This window comes from Bacteroides sp. AM23-12 (assembly GCF_003434395.1).
Lineage (GTDB): Bacteria > Bacteroidota > Bacteroidia > Bacteroidales > Bacteroidaceae > Bacteroides > Bacteroides thetaiotaomicron.
This window is the reverse complement of record NZ_QTLF01000002.1, coordinates 211,831-231,311: the sequence shown is the minus strand read 5'-3', so window position 1 is coordinate 231,311 and position 19,481 is coordinate 211,831. Positions and strand designations below refer to the sequence as shown.

Below are 19,481 nucleotides of genomic sequence, written 5' to 3'. Positions count from 1 at the left end.
CCGAGATGATATGAAAAAGATTGTTTATTTCTTGCTAATTGCTTTATGCCTCCCTATAGGCTTGATGGCACAAAGCGTTGATGACGACCTTTATTTCGTACCTTCTAAAGACAAAAAGGAGAAGAAAGAAACGACTCCGGAAAAGAAGGAACCGAGAAAGCAAGTCACGACCAACATCTATACATCACCGGGCACTACCGTTGTAGTTCAGGACCGCAAGGGAAAAACACGGGATGTGGATGAATATAACCGCCGTTATGACGCTCGTGAGAATGAATTCGTAATGGAAAACGATACCTTATATATAAAAGAGAAAGCTCAGCCAGACTTGGAAGGAGAATGGGTAACCGGTGAATTTGATGGTTCGCAAGAGGACTATGAATATGCTGAACGTATTATCCGTTTCCGTAATCCACGTTTTGCTATCAGCATTAGCAGTCCACTCTATTGGGACGTTGTTTACGGACCTAATTCATGGAACTGGAATGTATATACTGATGGTATGTACGCTTATGCTTTCCCGACATTTAGTAATCCGCTTTGGTGGGATTGGCGTTACAACTCCTACGGTTGGGGATGGAACTATGGCTGGGGATGGAATCGTCCTTACTATGGTTGGGGATATTACCCGGGTTCATGGGGCGGCTGGTATGGTGGCTACTGGGGTGGCTTCTATGGCGGCGGTTATTGGGGACATCATCACCACTGGGGTGGTGGTCCTAGCTGGGGCTGGGGCGGTGGTCATAGAGACATGCTATACACCAATCGTCGTTCTCCTAACAGGAGTGTTAACCGTACTACCAATGGTACCAGATATACCTCTAACCGTTATCAGTCTTCTCGTCCTTCATCAGTTCGTACATCTTCGAATAGAACAACTTCGGGACGTGTAGTAGGAACCAGAGAGAATAGTACACGGACAGGAGTAAGTACAAGAACTAGTTCTTCTCGCAGAGATACCTATACTCGTCCGAGCAGTACTCGTACCAGCACATCTTCGGGTATGAATCGTAGTAGTAGCACTCGTACTTCTTCTTCAAGAAGTGAAGGTACTTATAATAGGGGATCTTCTTCTAGAAGTAGCGGAACTTATTCAAGAGGAAGTAGTAGTTATACACCTAGTCGCTCTAGTAGCTCTCGAACATATACTCCTAGCAGTAGTAACCGTTCTAGTAGTAGTTCTCGAACATATACTCCTAGTAGCAGTAGTCGTTCTAGTAGTTCCAGTTCTTATTCTCCTAGTAGCAGTTCTTCTCGTTCTAGTGGTTCTTCGTATGGAGGCGGAAGTAGTAGCAGTAGTCGTGGAAGTTCTTCCGGTGGTGGAGGTTCAGCTAGAGGCGGTAGCAGGAGATAAAACTATAGCATATAATAATATTTAAGGAAACGTATGAAAAAGAAAATAAATATAGCTGCACTTGCTCTTATTATGGTGGCAAGTGCAAGCGCCCAGACAATATACGATGGTGCTAAGTTTACGCAGAAGGATTTGAATGGAACTGCCCGTTTTGTAGGAATGGGAGGAGCAATGGGTGCACTAGGAGGAGATATTTCTACTATGGGGACAAATCCGGCTGGTATTGGTATATATCGTAGTAATGATATAATGGGAACTTTCGGCTTTTCTTCTTTTGGTTCGGAGAGTAAATATGAAGGATCAAAGTTTAATGTTGATAAGACTCGTGGATCATTTGATAATATAGGATTTGTGTTTTCTTCTAAAATTGGAAATCAGACCGCTTTGCGTTATGTGAATTTTGGATTCAGTTACACTCGTTCCAAGTCATTTGATAAGTATATGACAATGGAAGGTTTGATTAATCTGGGGCCTGGAGGAACAATTCTTTCTCAGACTAATCAAATGACGAATCAAGCGAACACTATGATTAAAGCGAATGGTGACTTTATCAGTAAGTTAGCTGATGATAAGATTAATCTGTTTACTGATAGTCAGACTGGCTGGCTGGCTGCTATCGGCTGGAATGGATATTTATATAATGAAAATGAAGATAAAAATGGCTATATAGGTTATTTACCTCAACCATATTCATGGTATGATGGACATGAAAAAGGAGGAATCAATCAGTATGATTTTAATGTTGCTTTTAATATAAGTGATCGTGTTTATTTAGGATTGACCATTGGTGCTTACGATGTTAATTACTCAAAGATTTCTACTTATGGAGAGGAGTATGGGGAATATATTGTAGAAAATGTGAATTATGGTACTCCAAGTTATGAAATGACTACTGAGAATAAAATAGATGGTTCAGGTGTGGATTTTAAGTTTGGAGCTATCGTGCGTCCATTTGAAGACTCTCCATTCCGTATTGGTGTTTCTGTTCATACTCCTACATTTTATAATTTGAAAATTAAAACGAATGTTAGAGCAGTGACATATACCCCTGATTTTGACTCTAAAAAATTAAGTGAGGCTGTTGTAGATTCTTATGATTTTACGAATGGTGTTGATTATGGATATGACTTCCGTTTCCGTACACCATGGAAATATAATTTAAGTCTTGGGTATACTTATGGATCATCTTTCGCTATTGGAGCAGAATATGAATATCAGGATTACTCCGCTATGCATTTTAGTTATTCGGATGGAGAAGCAATGGGATGGCAGAATCCTACAGCAAAAGAAATGTTGAAAGGTGTGAATACTTTCCGTATCGGTGCTGAGTGGAAAGTTATTCCTCAATTTGCTTTTCGTTTAGGCTATAATTATATGTCAGCAGCATTCAAAAAAACAGCTTTTAAAGATTTGAGCTACAATTCAATTAATACGGATACGGATTTTGCGAATGCAAAAGCAAATAATAATTATACATTAGGTATCGGTTATAGAGGATCGACTTTTTACGCAGACTTGGCTTACATGTATAGTACTTATAAGGAAGATTTCTATCCATTTGATGATGGAGCTTTAAAAAAGACTGATGTGACAAATAGCCGTAGTAAAGTGATGATGACTTTAGGTTTACGCTTTTAATTAGAAACTGTTTTCAATTTCAATAATAACTTTTGTGTGTTAGAGTCCCTGGAATGCTGAGTGTCTACAGCAGTTCCAGGGATTTCTTTATTATCTTTTCATTTAATGCCAAAGAAGGTTCATTCTGTTTTGAATATTGTAATTTTGTTAGCCGATATAATTATTCTTTTTGTTTAAAGAAAAAAAACTACTTATTTTCTTGTTATTTAAAATAAATTCATATTTTTGTAATCGTAGTCAGAACCAAACTATGAAATATTGACGTCCTCTCTACACACAGACAATTTTTATTAACCTTAAAAGAGCAGTATTATGTTTAAACCACTCAAATCAGTAAGTGTGCTGTTGCTCTTGTTTGCCATGCCGGCAGCAATTTCCTATGCAGCCTCTGAGAATGGAGCAACAAGTGTGAGTGTCACACAGCAAAACGGTACGTGTAAAGGTGTAGTAAAAGACAAGGCAGGTGAAGCGGTTATTGGAGCTTCAGTTGTAGTCAAGGGTACTACAAATGGTGTAATTACCGACTTGGACGGTAATTTTGTTCTTTCCAATGTTCCTGATGGAGCAACGATTCAAATCTCTTATGTAGGTTATACCCCACAGGAAGTGAAGTTCACGGGTAAACCTTTAGACATTACCTTACAGGAAGATACGCAGACACTCGATGAAGTTGTAGTGACAGCTTTGGGGATTAAGCGTCAGAAAAGGTCCCTCGGCTATTCTACAACGACAGTAGGAGGAAAAGATTTCACGGAAGCTCGTACAACGAACATTGGTAACGCACTTTCCGGTAAGATTGCCGGTGTTTCCGTTTCCGGAAATGCAACAGGTCCGGGTGGTAGTAGCCGTGTCGTAATTCGTGGTAATGCTTCTTTGACGGGAAACAACCAGCCGCTTTATGTTATCGACGGTGTTCCGTTTGATAATACTAATATTGGTAGTGCAGGTCAATGGGGAGGTAAAGATATGGGCGATGGTTTGTCAAGTATCAATCCGGATGATATTGCAGATATTCAAGTGTTGAAAGGTGCTGCTGCATCTGCTCTTTATGGATATCGTGGTGGTAACGGTGCTATCTTGATTACTACTAAATCCGGTCAGAAAGGAAAACCGGTCTCCGTTGAATTCAACAATAACCTGGCTTTTGATGTGATTTATGATTACCGAGATTTCCAGAATGTCTACGGGCAAGGAACTCAGGGTAACCGTCCGCTTTCTGCAGATGTGGCAAAAGCAACGGAAACATCCAGCTGGGGTGAAGTAATGGATGGAAAAAAAGCAGTAAACTTCTTGGGTAACGAATACGCTTATTCTCCGGTAGATAACTGGAAGAACTTCTATCGTACGGGAATTAACAATACGACAACCTTGGCAGTAAGCGGTGCTTCCGATAAGATATCCTATCGTTTTGGTGTTTCCAATATGGCGGTAAAGGGGATACTTCCCAATTCCAGCATCAGCCAGCAAGGTATCAATATGAATACGACTTATGACATTTCTTCAAAAGTTCATTTAATGGTGAATGCCAACTACGTATTCGACAAGAATAAAGGTCGTTCTAACTTGTCCGATGGTAACAGTAACACGAATGCCGCACTTCTTTATCATGCCAATTCATTTGATATCCGTTGGATGGAACGTGAAAATCCGGATTGTGACTGGGGTACCGGTGCTGACGGCAAAGAGTTGCTAGGCGGTACGAACGGTTATTTCAATAATCCGTATTGGTTGCAGTACAGGGTTACCAATGAAACCAACCGTAATCGTCTGACTGGTGGTATGACTTTGAAGTATGATATCTTTGACTGGTTATACATTCAGGGGGCTGTGACACGTGACGGTTATAATCTGGAATATTCTGAAGTGAAGCCAATCGGTTCCGCTTCTCCGGAAGATCCACGCGGTTATATAAAGGAATACACTCAGAACTTCTCTGAAATGAACCTGAACTATTTGATCGGATTCAATAAGACATTCGGAGACTGGAGTGTCGGTGCTACTTTCGGTGGAAACCGTCAGAGAAATATTACAAAGAAATACGGTCTGGATGATAAGGCCTCTTCATTCTTTGTGCCCGATTTTTATTCAAGCAGCAATACTGCGAAGCATGTGTATAAGAAAGAATATACAGAATACCGGGTAAATTCAATCTATGGTACTGCAGACCTTGGTTATAAGAATCAGGTATTCTTAAACTTAACCGGACGTAATGACTGGTTCTCTACACTGGACCCAGATAATAATCATTATTTCTATCCTTCTATCGGTATGTCATGGGTATTTAGTGATACATTCAAGACTCCCGACTGGTTTACTTTCGGAAAGGTGCGTGCATCTTATGCAGCTGCATCTAACGGAACCAAAGCATATCAGAATCTTCTTACCTATAAAGTAGATAATTACCAATCGAACGGACAGCCTGTAGTAACGATCAATAACTCGACCGTACCTAACAAAGGACTGAAACCGGTTCAGATTTCCGAATGGGAAATTGGTTTGAATCTCTCTTTCTTGGATAATCGCCTGTCATTGGATGCTGCATATTATGTAAAAACAACCAAAGATGATATCGTGCAGGTAACCACCAGTGGTGCGTCCGGTTTTGAATCAGCTATCCAGAATGTCGGAGAAATAAGAAATAATGGTGTGGAAGTAATGGTGAATGCCGTTCCTGTTCATACAAAGGACTTTAACTGGAATTCTACATTCAATATCGCTTATAACAGCAGTGATGTGAAATACCTGGGAATAGACGGAACGGGAGAAAAGATAAAGAGACTTACTCTTGACGGAGCCAATTCACGTGTAGGTAGTGTTTCTGTTCAGAATATCTTGGGGCATCCTTATGGTGAATTAGTAGGTTATGAATACAAACGTACTTCGGATGGACAAGTTATTTTTGAAAACGGTCTTCCTGTACACTCAGACGAGGTTCAGGTATTAGGAAACGGCGTTTATAAGGTAACCGGCGGATGGCGCAATGAATTTACTTACAAAAACATAACTCTTTCTTTCCTGATTGACTTCAAGGCAGGAGCTAAGATGTTCTCCGGAACCAATCTGTCTCTTTACAGCAACGGTCTGCACAAGAATACTTTGCAGGGACGTGGTGCTGACGGTAAAGGAACAATGGTGGGCAATGGTGTAATGTCTGATGGCAATGGTGGCTATGTGAAGAATACCGTAGCCGTTTCTGCACAAGACTACTGGCAGGCTATCACCAGTCAGAATATTGCTGAAGAGTTTGTTTATAATGCGAGTTTTATAAAACTGCGCGAATTGTCAGTCGGATATACTTTGCCGCAGGCATGGTTGAATAAGCAGACACTTATAAAAGGGGTAACCCTTTCCTTAGTCGGTCGTAACCTTTGGACTATATTGAAGCATACGGATAATATTGATCCGGAATCTGCTTATAATAACGGTAATGCTCAAGGTCTGGAATTGAACGGATATCCTGCCACGAGAAATGTGGGATTCAATGTAAATGTTAAGTTCTAACATCTTAAATACTGTAACAATGAAAAAGTTTACTTTATATATATTGACGGCTTTCGGTCTGATGGGATTAGCGACAAGCTGTAATGACTTTGGGGATGTGAATAACGACCCTATGAACCTGAATCCCGGAGTGGTGGATTATAAAATGGAATTTACTCAGGTTGAAGCACAGATATGTGGCTCCGACTGGGACGTGTGGCGTAATGGCTGTATCTACACAGCCAACATGATACAGCATACGGCTAGTGTAGATTGGGCGTATGGAGTTTTCTATACATGGAACGATCAGTATAGTGGTGCTTATTGGGGAGGATTCTATTCTGGTGGGCGTGCAGCTATTCGTAATATTATAGATGTGATGAATAATTGGGAAGGAAATCCCGCTTATGCGAATGAATATCAGATGTGCCGCATTCTGAAAGCATATATGTTCCAGAATATGACTGACCTTTATGGAGACGTTCCTTATTCTGAAGCAGGGCAGGGGTATTCTACCAATCCGATTCCGTATCCTAAATATGATACACAAGAAGCAATCTATAATGACCTGCTGAAAGAACTCGATGAAGCACAAGCTGCATTAAGCACTTCTGCCGGTAATACGATAGGGGCTGCCGACGTTATCTATAACGGTGATGCTGGGAAATGGAAGAAATTTGCAAACTCACTGATGCTCCGGGTAGCCATGCGCCTGACCAAAGTAGCTCCTGATAAAGCGAAAACATGGGTAGCTAAAGCGGTTTCGAATGGCTTGTTCGTAAGCAACGATGATAATGCGATCGTCAGACATACCAATGGTTCACCAAGCGATGACTCTGCCGAACCTTACGGAAAAGTATTTTCCAGTCTGGATACTCAGGCGTTCTATATCAGCGAAACATTTATAAACATCCTTCAGGACGATCCTCGTCTTCCTCTGATTGCTACAGTTTGTACCAGAGATCCTAAACCGGGATGGGGAGATGCCGATTTTGATTTAGGTGACAACACGGCTGCTAAGCAGAAAGGTATGCCGGTTGGTTATGATGTGTCAGGAGGAGACTGGGATTTGAGTAAAGCTCCGGGATATCCGGGAGAAAATTGGAGAAAAGCATATTCTGTTCCTAACCGTACAGTTTATGCACGCCCGGATTCACCCTCTATGCTTGTCACTCATGCCGGTAACTTGTTATTATTGGCTGATGCAGTGAAACGTGGACTCTATACAGGAGATGCAGAAAAATTTTATAGAGATGGAGTAACTGCTGCCATGAAACAATTCTCCTATTATGAAAAAGCCTCAGCTACGATTACAGATGATGCGATAACTGCCTATCTGAATGCTAATCCATTGGATGCTGATACGGAAAAAGCGCTGGAACAGATTAATACGGAATATTATATTCATACGTTCTGTAATGAGTATGAAGCTTTTGCAAATTGGCGTCGTACCGGATATCCTAAATTAACCCCGTCTCGAAATGCAGCCAGCTATCCTAACAATGTGACAAATGGAGAGATTCCTCGTCGTTTCATTTATCCGGCAAGCGAGATAACGGCTAATCCTGTTAATTACAACGATGCAGTAAAGAGACTCAGCGACGGTGATAAGATGACATCACGTGTATGGTGGGATAAAAAATAATACGCTATAAATAAGTCGGTCGGTTCCTAGGAGCTGACCGGCCTTATATAGTTTTTAGGTATAAATAAAAAACGGGATTCATCATGAGTCCCGTTCTTTTATTTATATAATCTGCAAGATTGTCTTTAAGTGCAATCTTCTTATCTGTACAATGGAACATTGCCATCAATAATACCTCCGAATCTTTTTGACAATCTGACAGAAAGTGTGCTTCCGGCTTTTAAATCAAGATCTTCTACTGCACTGATCTTCTGAGTGACTCCTCCGACAGTGATCGTTCCTATTTCCTCTCCGGCACTGATCTTTTGCGGGAGAACATTGGTAGTAATGCCTTCGGATACTTTCTTTACTTCGATATTCTCTGACAGCGCATTTTCGTTGATTTCGATGGTACCGTTCAATAAATCCTGCGTACCTTCATTTTTCAGGCTGAGCTCAACTTTAGCTTCGCCTTCATACGGACGATCGTTCTCATCAAGTATAATAACCGGCACGGTCATTCGTTTGAATTTCAGCGATACATTCTGGCTGCCCGGAGCTGCTTCCGCTGTTCCGAACAAGTGCTCCTGACCTCCTTTTAAATAGCGTTTGTTACCGCTTGATCTGGTGGCGGCTCCATCTGTCAGTGCAGGATAATGGGCGTAGAAGGTTACTGTGCCTGTGGCAGTTCCTATTTCGTTCCATGCGCGGCTGTCTTTGCCAACAATGAACGGAGTATAGTCCTGACCGGAAGCAGCCATGGAGATAACTTCTCCTGTAGTGATACTGTTTCTGGCAGGGAACAGATCATTGCTGGTACGGGTAAGCGGGTCAGAAAGAGCGTCATCGATAGAGATTGAGAAGTTGGTTGCTTCTTTACTTGTTTCTTGCAGTTCATCCTGTTGCTGGCAACTGAACAAACATCCTGCTGCGAGGAGAATTAAAAAGCTTTTTCTTTTCATTTTACTAAGTATTAACGGGGTTAAGTGAGATTAGATGCTAATATTCTACTTTATCTTCTTTGGACATCCAGGCTTCGAAGGCTGTAATGGCTTCGTTGTGCAATAATACTTCCGAGGGAAGTTTTCTGTCGGCAGGTTTTAAAGCCAGCTCATCATAAATAAAGGAATCGTCGAAACCGATGTTTTTGGCATCCGTCTTATTGTTCCCATAATACATTTTGTCCAGTCGTGCCCAATAGATGGCACCCAGACACATCGGGCAAGGTTCGCATGAAGTATAGATTTCGTATCCGCTGAGGTTGAATGTTCCCAGTTTCGCGGCTGCGGCACGTATGGCACTAACTTCGGCATGAGCAGTGGGATCACATGAAGAGGTTACTCTGTTGACTCCTGTAGCTATAATTTCTCCTTCTTTTGTTGCAATGACAGCTCCGAACGGGCCTCCACCATTAGCAACATTTTCCTTCGAAAGCTCTATTGCTTTCCTCATTAGTTCTTCTTTGGTCATAGTTATAAAAAATAAATATCGTTAGTTTTGCTTTTATTGCTACCTTTCGCAAATATAAAGAAAACTAACGATAGAATAAAGTGATTAAATTATTTTAAGAAACAAACGAGGGAGGATTATCTTAGAGCTTCCCTAATATTTTGTCCATTACCCAGTTAGTCAAGGTAGCACTTTCTCCGTCGCATGAGCAGACTGACTTACCGAGCAGATGATCTACTACTGCCTGAATAAGAGGTTGTTGAACATGCTCAGGATTACCGATACAGATTTCCTCCCGGCCGCGTTCGGTGTGCAGACCAATCGGCTCGTACGTAAAGACAGAGAAGCAGATCATACCTTTATCTCCGATAATTTCGATGCGGTCTTCGCGGGCGGAATCATGGGCAACAAAGCACCATGAACCACTGCCGACCAATCCGTTGTCGAACTGGAAGCAGGCGCTCAGCGTATCTTCGGCAGGATAAAGCCCTCCACGATTGCTCTTATATCCGCTGGCTTCGAGGATGCAGCCGAACATATCTTGCAGCAAGTCGATCTGATGCGGGGCGAGGTCATAGAAGTAACCGCCACCGGCAATATCAGCCTGTACACGCCAAGGAAGATTTTCACGGTTGTAATCCAAATCACGTGGCGGCTGTGCAAAGCGGACTTGTACGTTGATGACATTACCGATAGAACCGTTCTCTACCATTTCTTTCACTTTCTGAAAGTAGGGGAGATAGCGGCGGTAATATGCGACGAAACAGGGAACACCCGTTTCCTTAGAAATACGGTTGATACGTGTACACTCCTCATAAGTGACAGCCATTGGTTTTTCAATATAGGCAGGCTTGCCTGCTTTCATAGCCATAATGGCGTATGTAGCGTGTGAAGAAGGAGGAGTGGCGATATAAATGGCATTTACTTCCGGATCGTCTATCAGTTCCTGAGCGTCATCATACCATTTTCTGATTCCTCTTTCTTTTGCATAAGCCTTTGCTTTGGCGCCGTCGCGGCTCATTACAGCTACTACTTCAGAATGTTCTACCTTTTGAAAGGCGGGGCCACTTTTGGTTTTGGTTACTTCTCCGCAGCCGATGAAGCCCCATTTAATCATCTTTTCACTCATAATATACCTATTGTGCTTGTTTTAACAACTCCCAAAGATAAAGCTATTTTTTATTAAGAACAACTTTATTGATTGTTAACTGTCAGAAATAGGCAAGGGTCTGAGTATTTACTTTACCAGTACCAGCATACACCGAAAGAGAACGGATAAAGTTCGGGACCTTTGTTCTTCTCAAAGAGGCCGTAGGTGGAGTAACGCATATACACTCCTAAATCTGCATAACCGGCTTGTGCAAGTAAGTTGATACCTAGCGGGCGCCCGTTCAGTCCCTTGTCAATCGTCTTCTTCGATCCATTGACTTTGGCTTTGGATCTGAATCCGTGACGTATTTCGGCTTCGGGACCTACAGCAAAAAACAAAGGACCTTTGCCGTTGAGCCGTGTTTGCCATTCGATAGAGAGCGGAATGCGGAAGTAGAAATAGCGCAGACGGCTTTTGCTGTACTCTGTAGGTTCTTCTGCCTCCATGCCGGAGTAAATTTCAGTCACTCCGTCTATTTCACGAAAAGCATAATTGCCGTCCAGGCGCATACTGCGGTATCCCCATCCTAGTCCGATGGTGATCCCCCAGTTATAGGTAGGTGCAAAGGCGTGCGAACCGGTAAACAGATTGCCGCCTATCTCCCATGAATGACTGGTGTTGAGGTCGGCACCGTTCGACGGATTGAATGAGAGGAAGTCATTGGACAGTCGGGTGTAGCCGATGTAGAATCCGCCGGCATGTGGCTCGAACCTGTTTCTCTTGTTGTTTTTTTTCGAGAAGGGGAGAGCGCTCAGCACGGTACGGCTTTCCGTACTCTGCCCGTTCAGGTAGACTCCTTCGAAGATTTGCGCGTTTGTTATCGTATCTCCGCCGGATGCGCTTTCGTAGAGTTTCACTTTAATCTTGTCGCCTTGTTCCTTGATTACGATCTTCCGTCCGTTGACGTAAAGTGTTGTATCCTGCGGTGTACTTTCATTTTGTGCCATGCCGCTCATTGGAGCTATCATGAGCCATAGTAATAATAGTTTTTTCATATTCGTATTTCTTTATCTGTTTTTTTATTCTTTCTTCATGAATAACATGGTGATCAGGTCGTCGGCATCCAGTTCTCCTTCAATATAGATAAGGGTAGCCGAATCTTTCTTTCCGGTTTTGAAGAGGATAAAGCGGTTCACATCTTCCTTAAGCTGGGGAAGTTGGTAATAGCCGGACTTGATTTGCCCGTTGGAAACCACTTCTTTCACCTTCTTTGCTTTCTTCTTGTCGGCTTCCAGGCAACGGAGAATCGTAGGTAGTGCATCGCTGGCATCCTTGAAAACAAGACTTTTATAAAGAGTCATCTGGTAAGTTTCCAGCATTTCATTGGATAGCTCTACCATAGTTACCCCTTTTTGCTTTCCGTACTTCTGGAAGACGGTGGCAATCTGTAGTCCCTGTTGGGCGGCCGCATGGGCGGCGAATGTAAGTAACAGGGTGATTAGTGTGGTACGAATGATTTTATTCATCATAATTATATGCTGTTTTTATATTATTCATCAAATAAAGTAGCGAATACTTCCTCCTCGCTGAGGCTGACGTCACGAAAGGCGACCATCGCCTGTTCACGGATTAAATGAACGTCCGTATATTCCTTACCGTCAATGATCACATAGTTGGCCGGTGCAGGGGATAGATGACGGTAGATACCGGAGATGCCCACCAGTAGCAGGATGGCGGCAGCGGCAGCACTGAGACTGTAAGTCAGATACTGTCTGACCGTTTTTGTCTTTTTCTCGAATGGGGCGAGTTCCGGCATCTCGGCGGCATTACCTTTACCGGAGATTTCCGCAAGTTCCTTCTGTTCCGCTTCGAAGAAAGCGAACATCGGGCGATATACCTCCAGATGTTCCGGTACGAGCCCTTCGGCAAAGAAACGTCGTAGTCTGCGTTCTTCTTCGCAAGTGGTTTCTCCTTCGAAATATTTGTTTAGCAAGGTTTCTATATCTTTCATGCTTTGTTCCTCCTTTTTCGTTCTTGTATCGTTTGCAAATAGACTTCCCTTACTTTCTTGCGGGCCCTCGACAGATTACTGCGGATAGCTTCTGCGTTGCAGCCGGTGATTTCGGCAATCTCTTCCGTCTCGTACTCTTCGATGTCTTTCATGCGGATAATCGTTCGTTGCAGCGTAGGCAGGGAGTCGATAATTTCCCGCATCAATCTGAACTCATCTTTCTCTTCCAGCAGTCGCTCCGGAGTAGCCGAAGGGGTGGGAGCCTGTACACGGTCGAGTGATAGAGTGTCCGGTCGTTTGGCACGCCACATATCCATGCAGAGATGATGCGTCATGGTCATGGCTACGGCTTCGATACTTCTGTACTCGTCTAGCTTCTGGCGCAGATTCCACAGCTTCAGCATGACTTCCTGTACGGCATCTTCCGCATCCGAAGGATCATCTGTCATCCTTCGGGCGTAGTTCAGCAGCTTGTCTCGAAGGGGTACAACGGTTATTTTAAATTGTTTCAGTTCCATTTACACTGATAAGACGGTGGCGGATTAAAAACGTGACATCGAAAAGGGAATTTTTTTCAAAAGTAGAGCAAATTTTTGTCAAGAGCAACTTTATTGATTGTTAACTCTTGGGAGCTGTCCGGAAACAGAGCTTCTGTTTTGGGATAACAAAGCATCGGTTTATGGATAACAAAGCATCTGATTAATCATAACAAAGCATCTAATTAGTCATAAGATACTATGTTAAGTATGGTAACAAACGAGGTAAAACGGACTAAGCTCGGGGGTAAAATGAGCAAAAAGCTGGGAAAAAGGCTGATTTTCATTCATTGTAACAAAAAGAAAGGAGGGAACTGTGATTCCCTCCTTTACGTGTAGTTTAACTGAAACTACTTTATGATTACGTTGACAAAGATACGACATTCAAATGCGAAAGTCAAGTCTTCGGCGTATTATTTTTTATCTATTTATCACCATAGTATTTCCGGTAAATCTTTTGATACTCTTTTTCTTTTTGGAATTTATCCAGCCATGTATTCAAACTATCGAGCAATGCGGGTGATTGCTTGCTGACTGCCCATGAGTAGAATTGAGTAAAACTGATTGCGGTATTGATATCTACCTGAGGCAATGAATCTGCCACTGCACGGGCAATGCTTTCATCACAGACGGCATAATCGATATCTCCATGAGCAACTAACGAAATCAACTGCTCTGAACCGTATTTCTCTATTTCCTTTATATAAATAGTATCTCCGATTTCATTTCCCAGATTCTGAATACGTAGAATAGAAGGCGAGCCTTTTACCACATGAAGTGTCTTTTGGGCAAGGTCCAATTGGTTTCGGATATAAAGTGAATCATTCTCCCCGTTCGCTTTTCGTTGCACCAGCACCTGCTTGTTGAGTATGATGGGGGAGGTGAGAAGCAGAGAATCTTTCAGTTCGCTGGTTGCCAGTATTCCGTATGCTATGACATCGTAGCGTCCGTCGCTTAATCCTCTCAGCCGTTCGTCGAAGCTCATGACAGGAGTGATTTCAGTTTTCAGCCCCTTGTCACGTGCGAACGCTTCTATCAGTTCATAATGGAATCCGGAGACAGTGTCACTGTCTACATAAAAACTGATTGAATTATATTCGGTGGCTACATGCAGGATGCCTTCTTTGGCGATGGCTGCGTAATCACGCGGATGCCCCAGAGGTTTTTCTTGTTTACCGCAATAGCGGACAGAGAAGATAAGTGCCAATACAATGACTACCGGCAACAGATATCTGAATAGTCTCAATTTCGGGCGCGTTTTCATAAGCCATAGAGGTTTTGTTAATCATAGAAGTTCCATGAAAGTCCGAATTTCAGCACACGTGGGTTAATGGGGTAATGAGGTGCTAGGAAGTAATTAGGTTTGCTCATTCCCTGATTGACGTGATACATCATCACATAGAAACGGGTACGTTTCAAGTGTAAGTTAGCATAAACATTCACTATCGGATAACCGCCTATCTCTACTTTACCTTCTTCCGGTTGCAGGTAGAACTGCTGTGTAGCAGGCATATAGGCCGGAGCATCATATTTAGTGAAGTAACGTACATCAGCACCTAATTGTACACTCAATACTTTTTTCGCCAGTTTGAACTGCATATAGAAGTTATGATACAGCGAAAGTTCCGGCAATGGAAGTACAGCCTGATCACTGGATTTCTGCCAGATCGCTTCATTGTCCAGATGGAAGATTCCCACTTTGAAATCCTGATTGAAGCAAGCTGATACTACTTGCAAACTACCACCTTTTTGTTCCGGTAATGCCTGCTGGTTGAAATAAGTATAGTTCTTTATATTTTCAACACCGGCTCTTAAGCGGGTCCCCCAATTAGCTATGCTCAGCTCGCCTTCGATACGGGTGCGGAATTCCTTATCCATATCATCATCCCACCAAAAATGTTTGGAGTGGTAATGACGCATGTAGAATGGAGCAAGTTTATTACTGATTTCTCCGCGTGCAATCACACTGACGGTATCTTTCCATAAAGGGATATTTAAGTCGATATCTCCTTTGACATCAAACTGTCCGATAGCCTTTCCTGCCATTCCCACTTCACCGATTGCATGATAATGAAGAAAGTTTCCCTGTTTTTTAGTCAGTTCGCCACCGATATAGATTTCTGTCTCATTGTATTTATCCTGCTTTAGCGGGTCTAGGCTCATTAATGAATATTTGCTCAGCTTATGTGAGGCAAAGGCTGTCAATCCGGCTTTTGCATATTTGTTGAAGCCTTCGAGCAAAGCAATACCTATGGTATTCTTGACTCCGATATAGACAGTACTGTCTCTGACGAATGTATTCTCTTTATCAAGGAGAGTTTGCTTATAATAGTTTTCTACATTATCATCCGAACGGAAATTATGGCGCGAACGTTCTACCTGAATGGTATGTATAAAGCTGGTGACCGGAACAAATTCCTGTTTGGCAGGCATCGTATCATTTTCTGCCTGTGGAATATCCCGGTGGAATCCCAGATTATAGCGTTGTGTCAGAAAGACATAGAAGTCATGGTTACGGTTGGCACTGGCATTGAGTACGGTAGGGATATTGACAGATTCATATTCTTTTCTTCCTTCTGCCATTTCTTCCGGTGCGGTAATGTAGCGGTCGTCAGTGATACCACCGTTCTCATTCGTTTTCAGATAGTTGTTGCTATAGATTCCCTGCACCTGATAGCGGTCGCCAATGTAACTACCGAAAAGCGCGGCATTAAAATAAGAAGTGTTTTGATTATTATAGTAGCCTCGGCCATACAGATAATCAATATTAAAGCCGAAAGCCAACTTCTTGTTTACATTGACTGAAAAATAAGATTTGAAACGTTCTTCTCCATTTTGCTTATTTCCGGCCTTGTGATAGGTCAGGTTAGTATAAGGAACATTACTATTCGTAAAGTTAAATTCCGTCGGGCGAATGAAAAAGCTGGAGAAAGGCTCCATAAAGATGGTTGGCTCCGGATAACGACGCTCAAAGAAGATACGCGACAGACGCGGTGAACCTAGGTTGGCCAGATAATTATAATGTCCGGTGATTCCTTCTGTAAGATTCGTATTCTGAAAGTGATGATAAGTTGTATCTGCCGGAATCATTGTCCGGTCGCCCAATTGATTTTTAATGCGCCACATGTAGAGTGTAGGTGGCAATCCCTGTACTTCAACATTGGCACTATCCAGTTTGTCCGGAATCATGGCAGGGTCTACCTGATTACCATATTGGTCGCGTCCGTTCTCGTCGATTTGTTGGCGGGCAGGGTTGAGCTGTGCATGGATAGCACTCAGTCCTATAACGGAGAATAATATATATAATAGTAAGATTCGTCTCATAATTGGAGGCAAAGATACTTACTTAAATTGAGAATTGAGAATTGAGAATTGAAAATTATGTTGCATCGCGCTATTATCTAGCAAATAATTCTCAATTCTCAATTTTAAACTCTTAATTTATTAAACTTCGTGGATTAATTCCATTCCTTTTTTGATCGCTTCCTCGTTCATAGGAATCAAGTGGTGATGGCGTTCCGGAAGAGTTTTCTTCAATCCTTTGATGACGTTTTCCAGAGTTACGATAGGACGGAGTTGCAGTAAACCGCCAAGTACGATCATATTGAAGGCTTTCGCATTATTCATTTCGTTGGCAGCATCCATTGCGTCGATGCGATATACTTTGATATCCTTGCGGGTAGGAGGGTTGATAATCCCATATCCGTCATAGATCAGGATACCGCCCGGCTTTACTCTGCTTTCAAACTTTTCCAGTGAAGGCTGGTTCAGTATGATCGCCGTATCATATTTACTCAGGATCGGTGAAGAGATTTTGTCATCGCTGACAATCACTGTCACATTGGCTGTTCCGCCTCGTTGTTCAGGACCGTATGCCGGCATCCAGCTCACTTCTTTTCCTTCCATCAGTCCGGAATAAGCCAGAATCTTACCCATGGACAATACGCCTTGTCCGCCGAATCCAGCAATAATTATTTCTTCTTTCATTGTTCTGTTGACTTTTGCGTTATTCTTTATCTTTTAAATCACCCAGCGGATAGAATGGGAACATATGTTCCTCCATCCATTTATTTGATTTTTCCGGAGTCATCTTCCAGCCGGAGCTACAAGTTGATACGATTTCTACCAGATTGGAACCTTTGCCGTTCATCGAATTTTCGAATGCCTTGCGTATTGCTTTCTTGGCTTTGCGGATGGCGGGCACTGATTGTACCGACTGACGCGTAACATAAGCAGTTCCTTCCAGTTGGGCGGCAATCTCGGTAATCTTCAATGGATAGCCGTGTAGTTCGACATCACGTCCGTAAGGACAAGTAGAACTCTTCATGCCTACCAGAGTCGTCGGAGCCATTTGTCCACCGGTCATACCGTAGATAGCGTTATTGATAAAGATAATGGTAATGTTTTCGCCACGGTTCAGTGCGTGGATTGTTTCAGCGGTACCGATACAGGCCAAGTCACCGTCACCCTGATAAGTGAAAACGAGACGGTCGGGCCATAAGCGTTTGATAGCCGTAGCTACTGCAGGTGCACGTCCGTGAGCGGCTTCCTGCCAGTCTATATCCAGATAGTTGTAGGCGAAAACTGCACATCCTACCGGAGAGACTCCCACCGTTTTTTCTTCCATGCCCATTTCCTCAATGACTTCGGCAACGAGCTTGTGTACCACGCCGTGACTGCAACCCGGGCAGTAGTGCATGGCATTATCATTCATCAGAGTCGGTTTTTTATAAACCAGATTCTCAGGTTTGATTATTTCTTCTTTAGTCATAACTTCTTCTCCTTATCTGTTGGTGAACCGTATAAAAAACTCCATCAGCTTGACAAAGATTGCCGCGCCGCATACGTAGATAAACATTTTAAAATCTTCCTTTCCTACTACAAAGTAGACAATGATAGCGGCAAGTGCCAATATCATGAAAAGGATGTTCAATACGTTTCTTATTTTATCGGGATTCATCGTCGTTTCGTTATTTGATTATTTTTTCTTCCAGAGCAGTTACAATTTCATCCGGATCGGGAACAATACCGCCGAGACGTCCGAAATGTTCTACTTTTACTTTACCATTGACAGCCAGGCGGACATCTTCAATCATCTGTCCGGCATTCAATTCTGTAACGAGCATACCTTTCACTTTGTCAGCGTAAGCGGCAATGGCTTTGGTCGGGAACGGCCACAAAGTGATGGGGCGAAGAATACCTACTTTGATTCCTTTTTCGCGGGCGAGTTCCATTGCTTTCTGACCGATACGTGCCATGGAACCGAAAGCTATGATCAGATATTCTGCATCTTCGCAGTTGATTTCTTCGAAGCGTACTTCGTTTTTCTCAATCTGTTTGTATTTAGCCTGGAAACGGATGTTGTTGATTTCCATTGCTTCCGGCTTCAGTTCGAGTGAAGTAATAATATTCGGTTTACGACCTTTCGCTTTTCCGGTAGCAGCCCACGGACATTGTTCGATAACTTCTGCATCGGTGCGGCGTGGCTTCTGTGCAGGAAGAACTACTTTTTCCATCATCTGTCCGATTACACCGTCGGCAAGGATAATAGCCGGATTACGGTATTTGAAAGCAAGTTCGAATCCGAGTGCAACGAAATCCGCCATTTCCTGTACGGATGCCGGAGCAAGGGCAATCAGTCTGTAGTCACCGTGACCGCCTCCTTTCACTGTCTGGAAGTAGTCCGCCTGACTCGGCTGGATGGTTCCCAATCCGGGGCCGCCGCGCATTACATTTACAATCAGACAAGGAAGTTCGGCACCTGCGATGTAGGAGATACCTTCTTGTTTCAGACTCACGCCGGGACTTGAGGAAGAGGTCAATACCATCTTTCCACTACCTGCGCCTCCATATACCATATTGATAGCTGCCACTTCACTTTCTGCCTGGAGAACTACCATGCCGGTTGTTTCCCACGGTTTCAGTTCGGCAAGCGTTTCCAGTACTTCCGATTGGGGAGTAATAGGATATCCGAAGTATCCGTCCGCACCGCAACGGATAGCTGCGTGGGCGATGGCTTCGTTTCCTTTCATTAATACAACTTCTTCTGCCATATTCTTTTTCTTTTATTCTACTTTTACTTTATACACTGAGATACATCCGTCGGGACAAACCATTGCACACGAACTGCATCCGTTGCAGGTATCTTCTTTTACTTGCCAGGCATAGTTATAGCCTTTCATATTCACCTCTTTGTTGAGGGCGATTACATCGAGTGGACACGCTACTACACATAGGTTGCATCCTTTGCAACGCTCCGTGTCGACTACGATTGCTCCTTTAATTTTTGCCATAATCTC

At 43.0% G+C, this 19,481-nt stretch carries 18 protein-coding genes; 4 read left to right on the top strand and 14 right to left on the bottom strand.

Annotation, left to right across the window (positions count from 1 at the left end):
* Nucleotides 1-10: 10 nt before the first annotated feature.
* The 4 genes from DW640_RS03170 (at nucleotide 11) to DW640_RS03155 (ending at nucleotide 8,117) form a co-directional block, all read left to right on the top strand.
* Nucleotides 11-1,354 carry a hypothetical protein gene (locus tag DW640_RS03170; protein ID WP_008766149.1) on the top strand — a complete coding sequence of 448 codons (1,344 nt, stop codon included), beginning with the start codon at nucleotides 11-13 and terminating at the stop codon, nucleotides 1,352-1,354.
* Nucleotides 1,355-1,387: 33 nt separating this feature from the next.
* Nucleotides 1,388-2,992, top strand: a complete 1,605-nt coding sequence (locus tag DW640_RS03165) for an OmpP1/FadL family transporter (RefSeq protein WP_008760612.1) — start codon at nucleotides 1,388-1,390, stop codon at nucleotides 2,990-2,992.
* Nucleotides 2,993-3,304: 312 nt separating this feature from the next.
* Nucleotides 3,305-6,493: a TonB-dependent receptor gene (locus tag DW640_RS03160; RefSeq protein ID WP_117577316.1), complete on the top strand. Its 3,189-nt coding sequence runs from the start codon at nucleotides 3,305-3,307 to the stop codon at nucleotides 6,491-6,493.
* A 19-nt stretch (nucleotides 6,494-6,512) separates the two neighbouring features.
* Nucleotides 6,513-8,117 carry a SusD/RagB family nutrient-binding outer membrane lipoprotein gene (locus tag DW640_RS03155; RefSeq protein ID WP_117577404.1) on the top strand — a complete coding sequence of 535 codons (1,605 nt, stop codon included), beginning with the start codon at nucleotides 6,513-6,515 and terminating at the stop codon, nucleotides 8,115-8,117.
* A 140-nt stretch (nucleotides 8,118-8,257) separates the two neighbouring features.
* On the opposite strand, the gene DW640_RS03150 is transcribed toward DW640_RS03155, so the two are convergent.
* From DW640_RS03150 to DW640_RS03085, 14 genes are all read right to left on the bottom strand, one after another.
* The gene (locus DW640_RS03150) at nucleotides 8,258-9,058 is read right to left on the bottom strand and encodes a fimbrillin family protein (RefSeq protein ID WP_117577314.1); all 801 of its coding nucleotides are present in this window, start codon (nucleotides 9,056-9,058) and stop codon (nucleotides 8,258-8,260) included.
* A 37-nt stretch (nucleotides 9,059-9,095) separates the two neighbouring features.
* A complete protein-coding gene (locus DW640_RS03145) occupies nucleotides 9,096-9,566 on the bottom strand; it encodes a nucleoside deaminase (protein ID WP_008760614.1) in 471 nt (156 codons plus the stop codon).
* Between the two features lie 121 nt (nucleotides 9,567-9,687).
* Nucleotides 9,688-10,674 (bottom strand): Gfo/Idh/MocA family protein, encoded by a 987-nt coding sequence (locus DW640_RS03140; RefSeq protein ID WP_008760615.1) that lies wholly within the window; start codon nucleotides 10,672-10,674, stop codon nucleotides 9,688-9,690.
* A gap of 113 nt (nucleotides 10,675-10,787) precedes the next feature.
* Nucleotides 10,788-11,690, bottom strand: coding sequence for a hypothetical protein (locus DW640_RS03135; RefSeq protein WP_008766144.1), 903 nt, complete (start codon nucleotides 11,688-11,690; stop codon nucleotides 10,788-10,790).
* A gap of 24 nt (nucleotides 11,691-11,714) precedes the next feature.
* Nucleotides 11,715-12,161, bottom strand: coding sequence for a DUF6108 family protein (locus DW640_RS03130; protein ID WP_032813845.1), 447 nt, complete (start codon nucleotides 12,159-12,161; stop codon nucleotides 11,715-11,717).
* 23 nt (nucleotides 12,162-12,184) lie between these two features.
* The gene (locus DW640_RS03125) at nucleotides 12,185-12,646 is read right to left on the bottom strand and encodes a hypothetical protein (protein ID WP_008760618.1); all 462 of its coding nucleotides are present in this window, start codon (nucleotides 12,644-12,646) and stop codon (nucleotides 12,185-12,187) included.
* Complete coding sequence (locus DW640_RS03120) at nucleotides 12,643-13,164, bottom strand: RNA polymerase sigma factor (RefSeq protein WP_008760619.1); 522 nt, start codon at nucleotides 13,162-13,164, stop codon at nucleotides 12,643-12,645. The genes DW640_RS03125 and DW640_RS03120 overlap by 4 nt, the downstream gene beginning before the upstream one ends.
* Before the next feature lie 442 nt (nucleotides 13,165-13,606).
* Entirely contained in the window at nucleotides 13,607-14,446 is an 840-nt protein-coding gene (locus DW640_RS03115; RefSeq protein ID WP_008766141.1) for a transporter substrate-binding domain-containing protein, read from the bottom strand.
* 17 nt (nucleotides 14,447-14,463) lie between these two features.
* Entirely contained in the window at nucleotides 14,464-16,506 is a 2,043-nt protein-coding gene (locus tag DW640_RS03110; protein ID WP_117577312.1) for a putative porin, read from the bottom strand.
* Nucleotides 16,507-16,626: 120 nt separating this feature from the next.
* Nucleotides 16,627-17,169 carry a 2-oxoacid:acceptor oxidoreductase family protein gene (locus DW640_RS03105; protein WP_008760622.1) on the bottom strand — a complete coding sequence of 181 codons (543 nt, stop codon included), beginning with the start codon at nucleotides 17,167-17,169 and terminating at the stop codon, nucleotides 16,627-16,629.
* Nucleotides 17,170-17,188: 19 nt separating this feature from the next.
* Entirely contained in the window at nucleotides 17,189-17,953 is a 765-nt protein-coding gene (locus DW640_RS03100; protein ID WP_008760623.1) for a thiamine pyrophosphate-dependent enzyme, read from the bottom strand.
* A gap of 12 nt (nucleotides 17,954-17,965) precedes the next feature.
* Nucleotides 17,966-18,142 (bottom strand): hypothetical protein, encoded by a 177-nt coding sequence (locus tag DW640_RS03095; protein ID WP_008760624.1) that lies wholly within the window; start codon nucleotides 18,140-18,142, stop codon nucleotides 17,966-17,968.
* A gap of 10 nt (nucleotides 18,143-18,152) precedes the next feature.
* A complete protein-coding gene (locus DW640_RS03090; protein ID WP_117577310.1) occupies nucleotides 18,153-19,235 on the bottom strand; it encodes a 3-methyl-2-oxobutanoate dehydrogenase subunit VorB in 1,083 nt (360 codons plus the stop codon).
* A gap of 12 nt (nucleotides 19,236-19,247) precedes the next feature.
* Nucleotides 19,248-19,475: a ferredoxin family protein gene (locus DW640_RS03085; protein WP_008760626.1), complete on the bottom strand. Its 228-nt coding sequence runs from the start codon at nucleotides 19,473-19,475 to the stop codon at nucleotides 19,248-19,250.
* Nucleotides 19,476-19,481: the final 6 nt, after the last annotated feature.

Coding starts and splice junctions, on each gene's coding strand:
- DW640_RS03090 (WP_117577310.1), bottom strand. CDS start 19,235: ATGGCAGAAGAAGTTGTATTAATGAAAGGAAACGAAGCCATCGCCCAC.
- DW640_RS03095 (WP_008760624.1), bottom strand. CDS start 18,142: ATGAATCCCGATAAAATAAGAAACGTATTGAACATCCTTTTCATGATA.
- DW640_RS03085 (WP_008760626.1), bottom strand. CDS start 19,475: ATGGCAAAAATTAAAGGAGCAATCGTAGTCGACACGGAGCGTTGCAAA.
- DW640_RS03135 (WP_008766144.1), bottom strand. CDS start 11,690: ATGAAAAAACTATTATTACTATGGCTCATGATAGCTCCAATGAGCGGC.
- DW640_RS03100 (WP_008760623.1), bottom strand. CDS start 17,953: ATGACTAAAGAAGAAATAATCAAACCTGAGAATCTGGTTTATAAAAAA.
- DW640_RS03140 (WP_008760615.1), bottom strand. CDS start 10,674: ATGAGTGAAAAGATGATTAAATGGGGCTTCATCGGCTGCGGAGAAGTA.
- DW640_RS03125 (WP_008760618.1), bottom strand. CDS start 12,646: ATGAAAGATATAGAAACCTTGCTAAACAAATATTTCGAAGGAGAAACC.
- DW640_RS03145 (WP_008760614.1), bottom strand. CDS start 9,566: ATGACCAAAGAAGAACTAATGAGGAAAGCAATAGAGCTTTCGAAGGAA.
- DW640_RS03120 (WP_008760619.1), bottom strand. CDS start 13,164: ATGGAACTGAAACAATTTAAAATAACCGTTGTACCCCTTCGAGACAAG.
- DW640_RS03165 (WP_008760612.1), top strand. CDS start 1,388: ATGAAAAAGAAAATAAATATAGCTGCACTTGCTCTTATTATGGTGGCA.
- DW640_RS03170 (WP_008766149.1), top strand. CDS start 11: ATGAAAAAGATTGTTTATTTCTTGCTAATTGCTTTATGCCTCCCTATA.
- DW640_RS03105 (WP_008760622.1), bottom strand. CDS start 17,169: ATGAAAGAAGAAATAATTATTGCTGGATTCGGCGGACAAGGCGTATTG.
- DW640_RS03115 (WP_008766141.1), bottom strand. CDS start 14,446: ATGAAAACGCGCCCGAAATTGAGACTATTCAGATATCTGTTGCCGGTA.
- DW640_RS03110 (WP_117577312.1), bottom strand. CDS start 16,506: ATGAGACGAATCTTACTATTATATATATTATTCTCCGTTATAGGACTG.
- DW640_RS03150 (WP_117577314.1), bottom strand. CDS start 9,058: ATGAAAAGAAAAAGCTTTTTAATTCTCCTCGCAGCAGGATGTTTGTTC.
- DW640_RS03155 (WP_117577404.1), top strand. CDS start 6,513: ATGAAAAAGTTTACTTTATATATATTGACGGCTTTCGGTCTGATGGGA.
- DW640_RS03160 (WP_117577316.1), top strand. CDS start 3,305: ATGTTTAAACCACTCAAATCAGTAAGTGTGCTGTTGCTCTTGTTTGCC.
- DW640_RS03130 (WP_032813845.1), bottom strand. CDS start 12,161: ATGAATAAAATCATTCGTACCACACTAATCACCCTGTTACTTACATTC.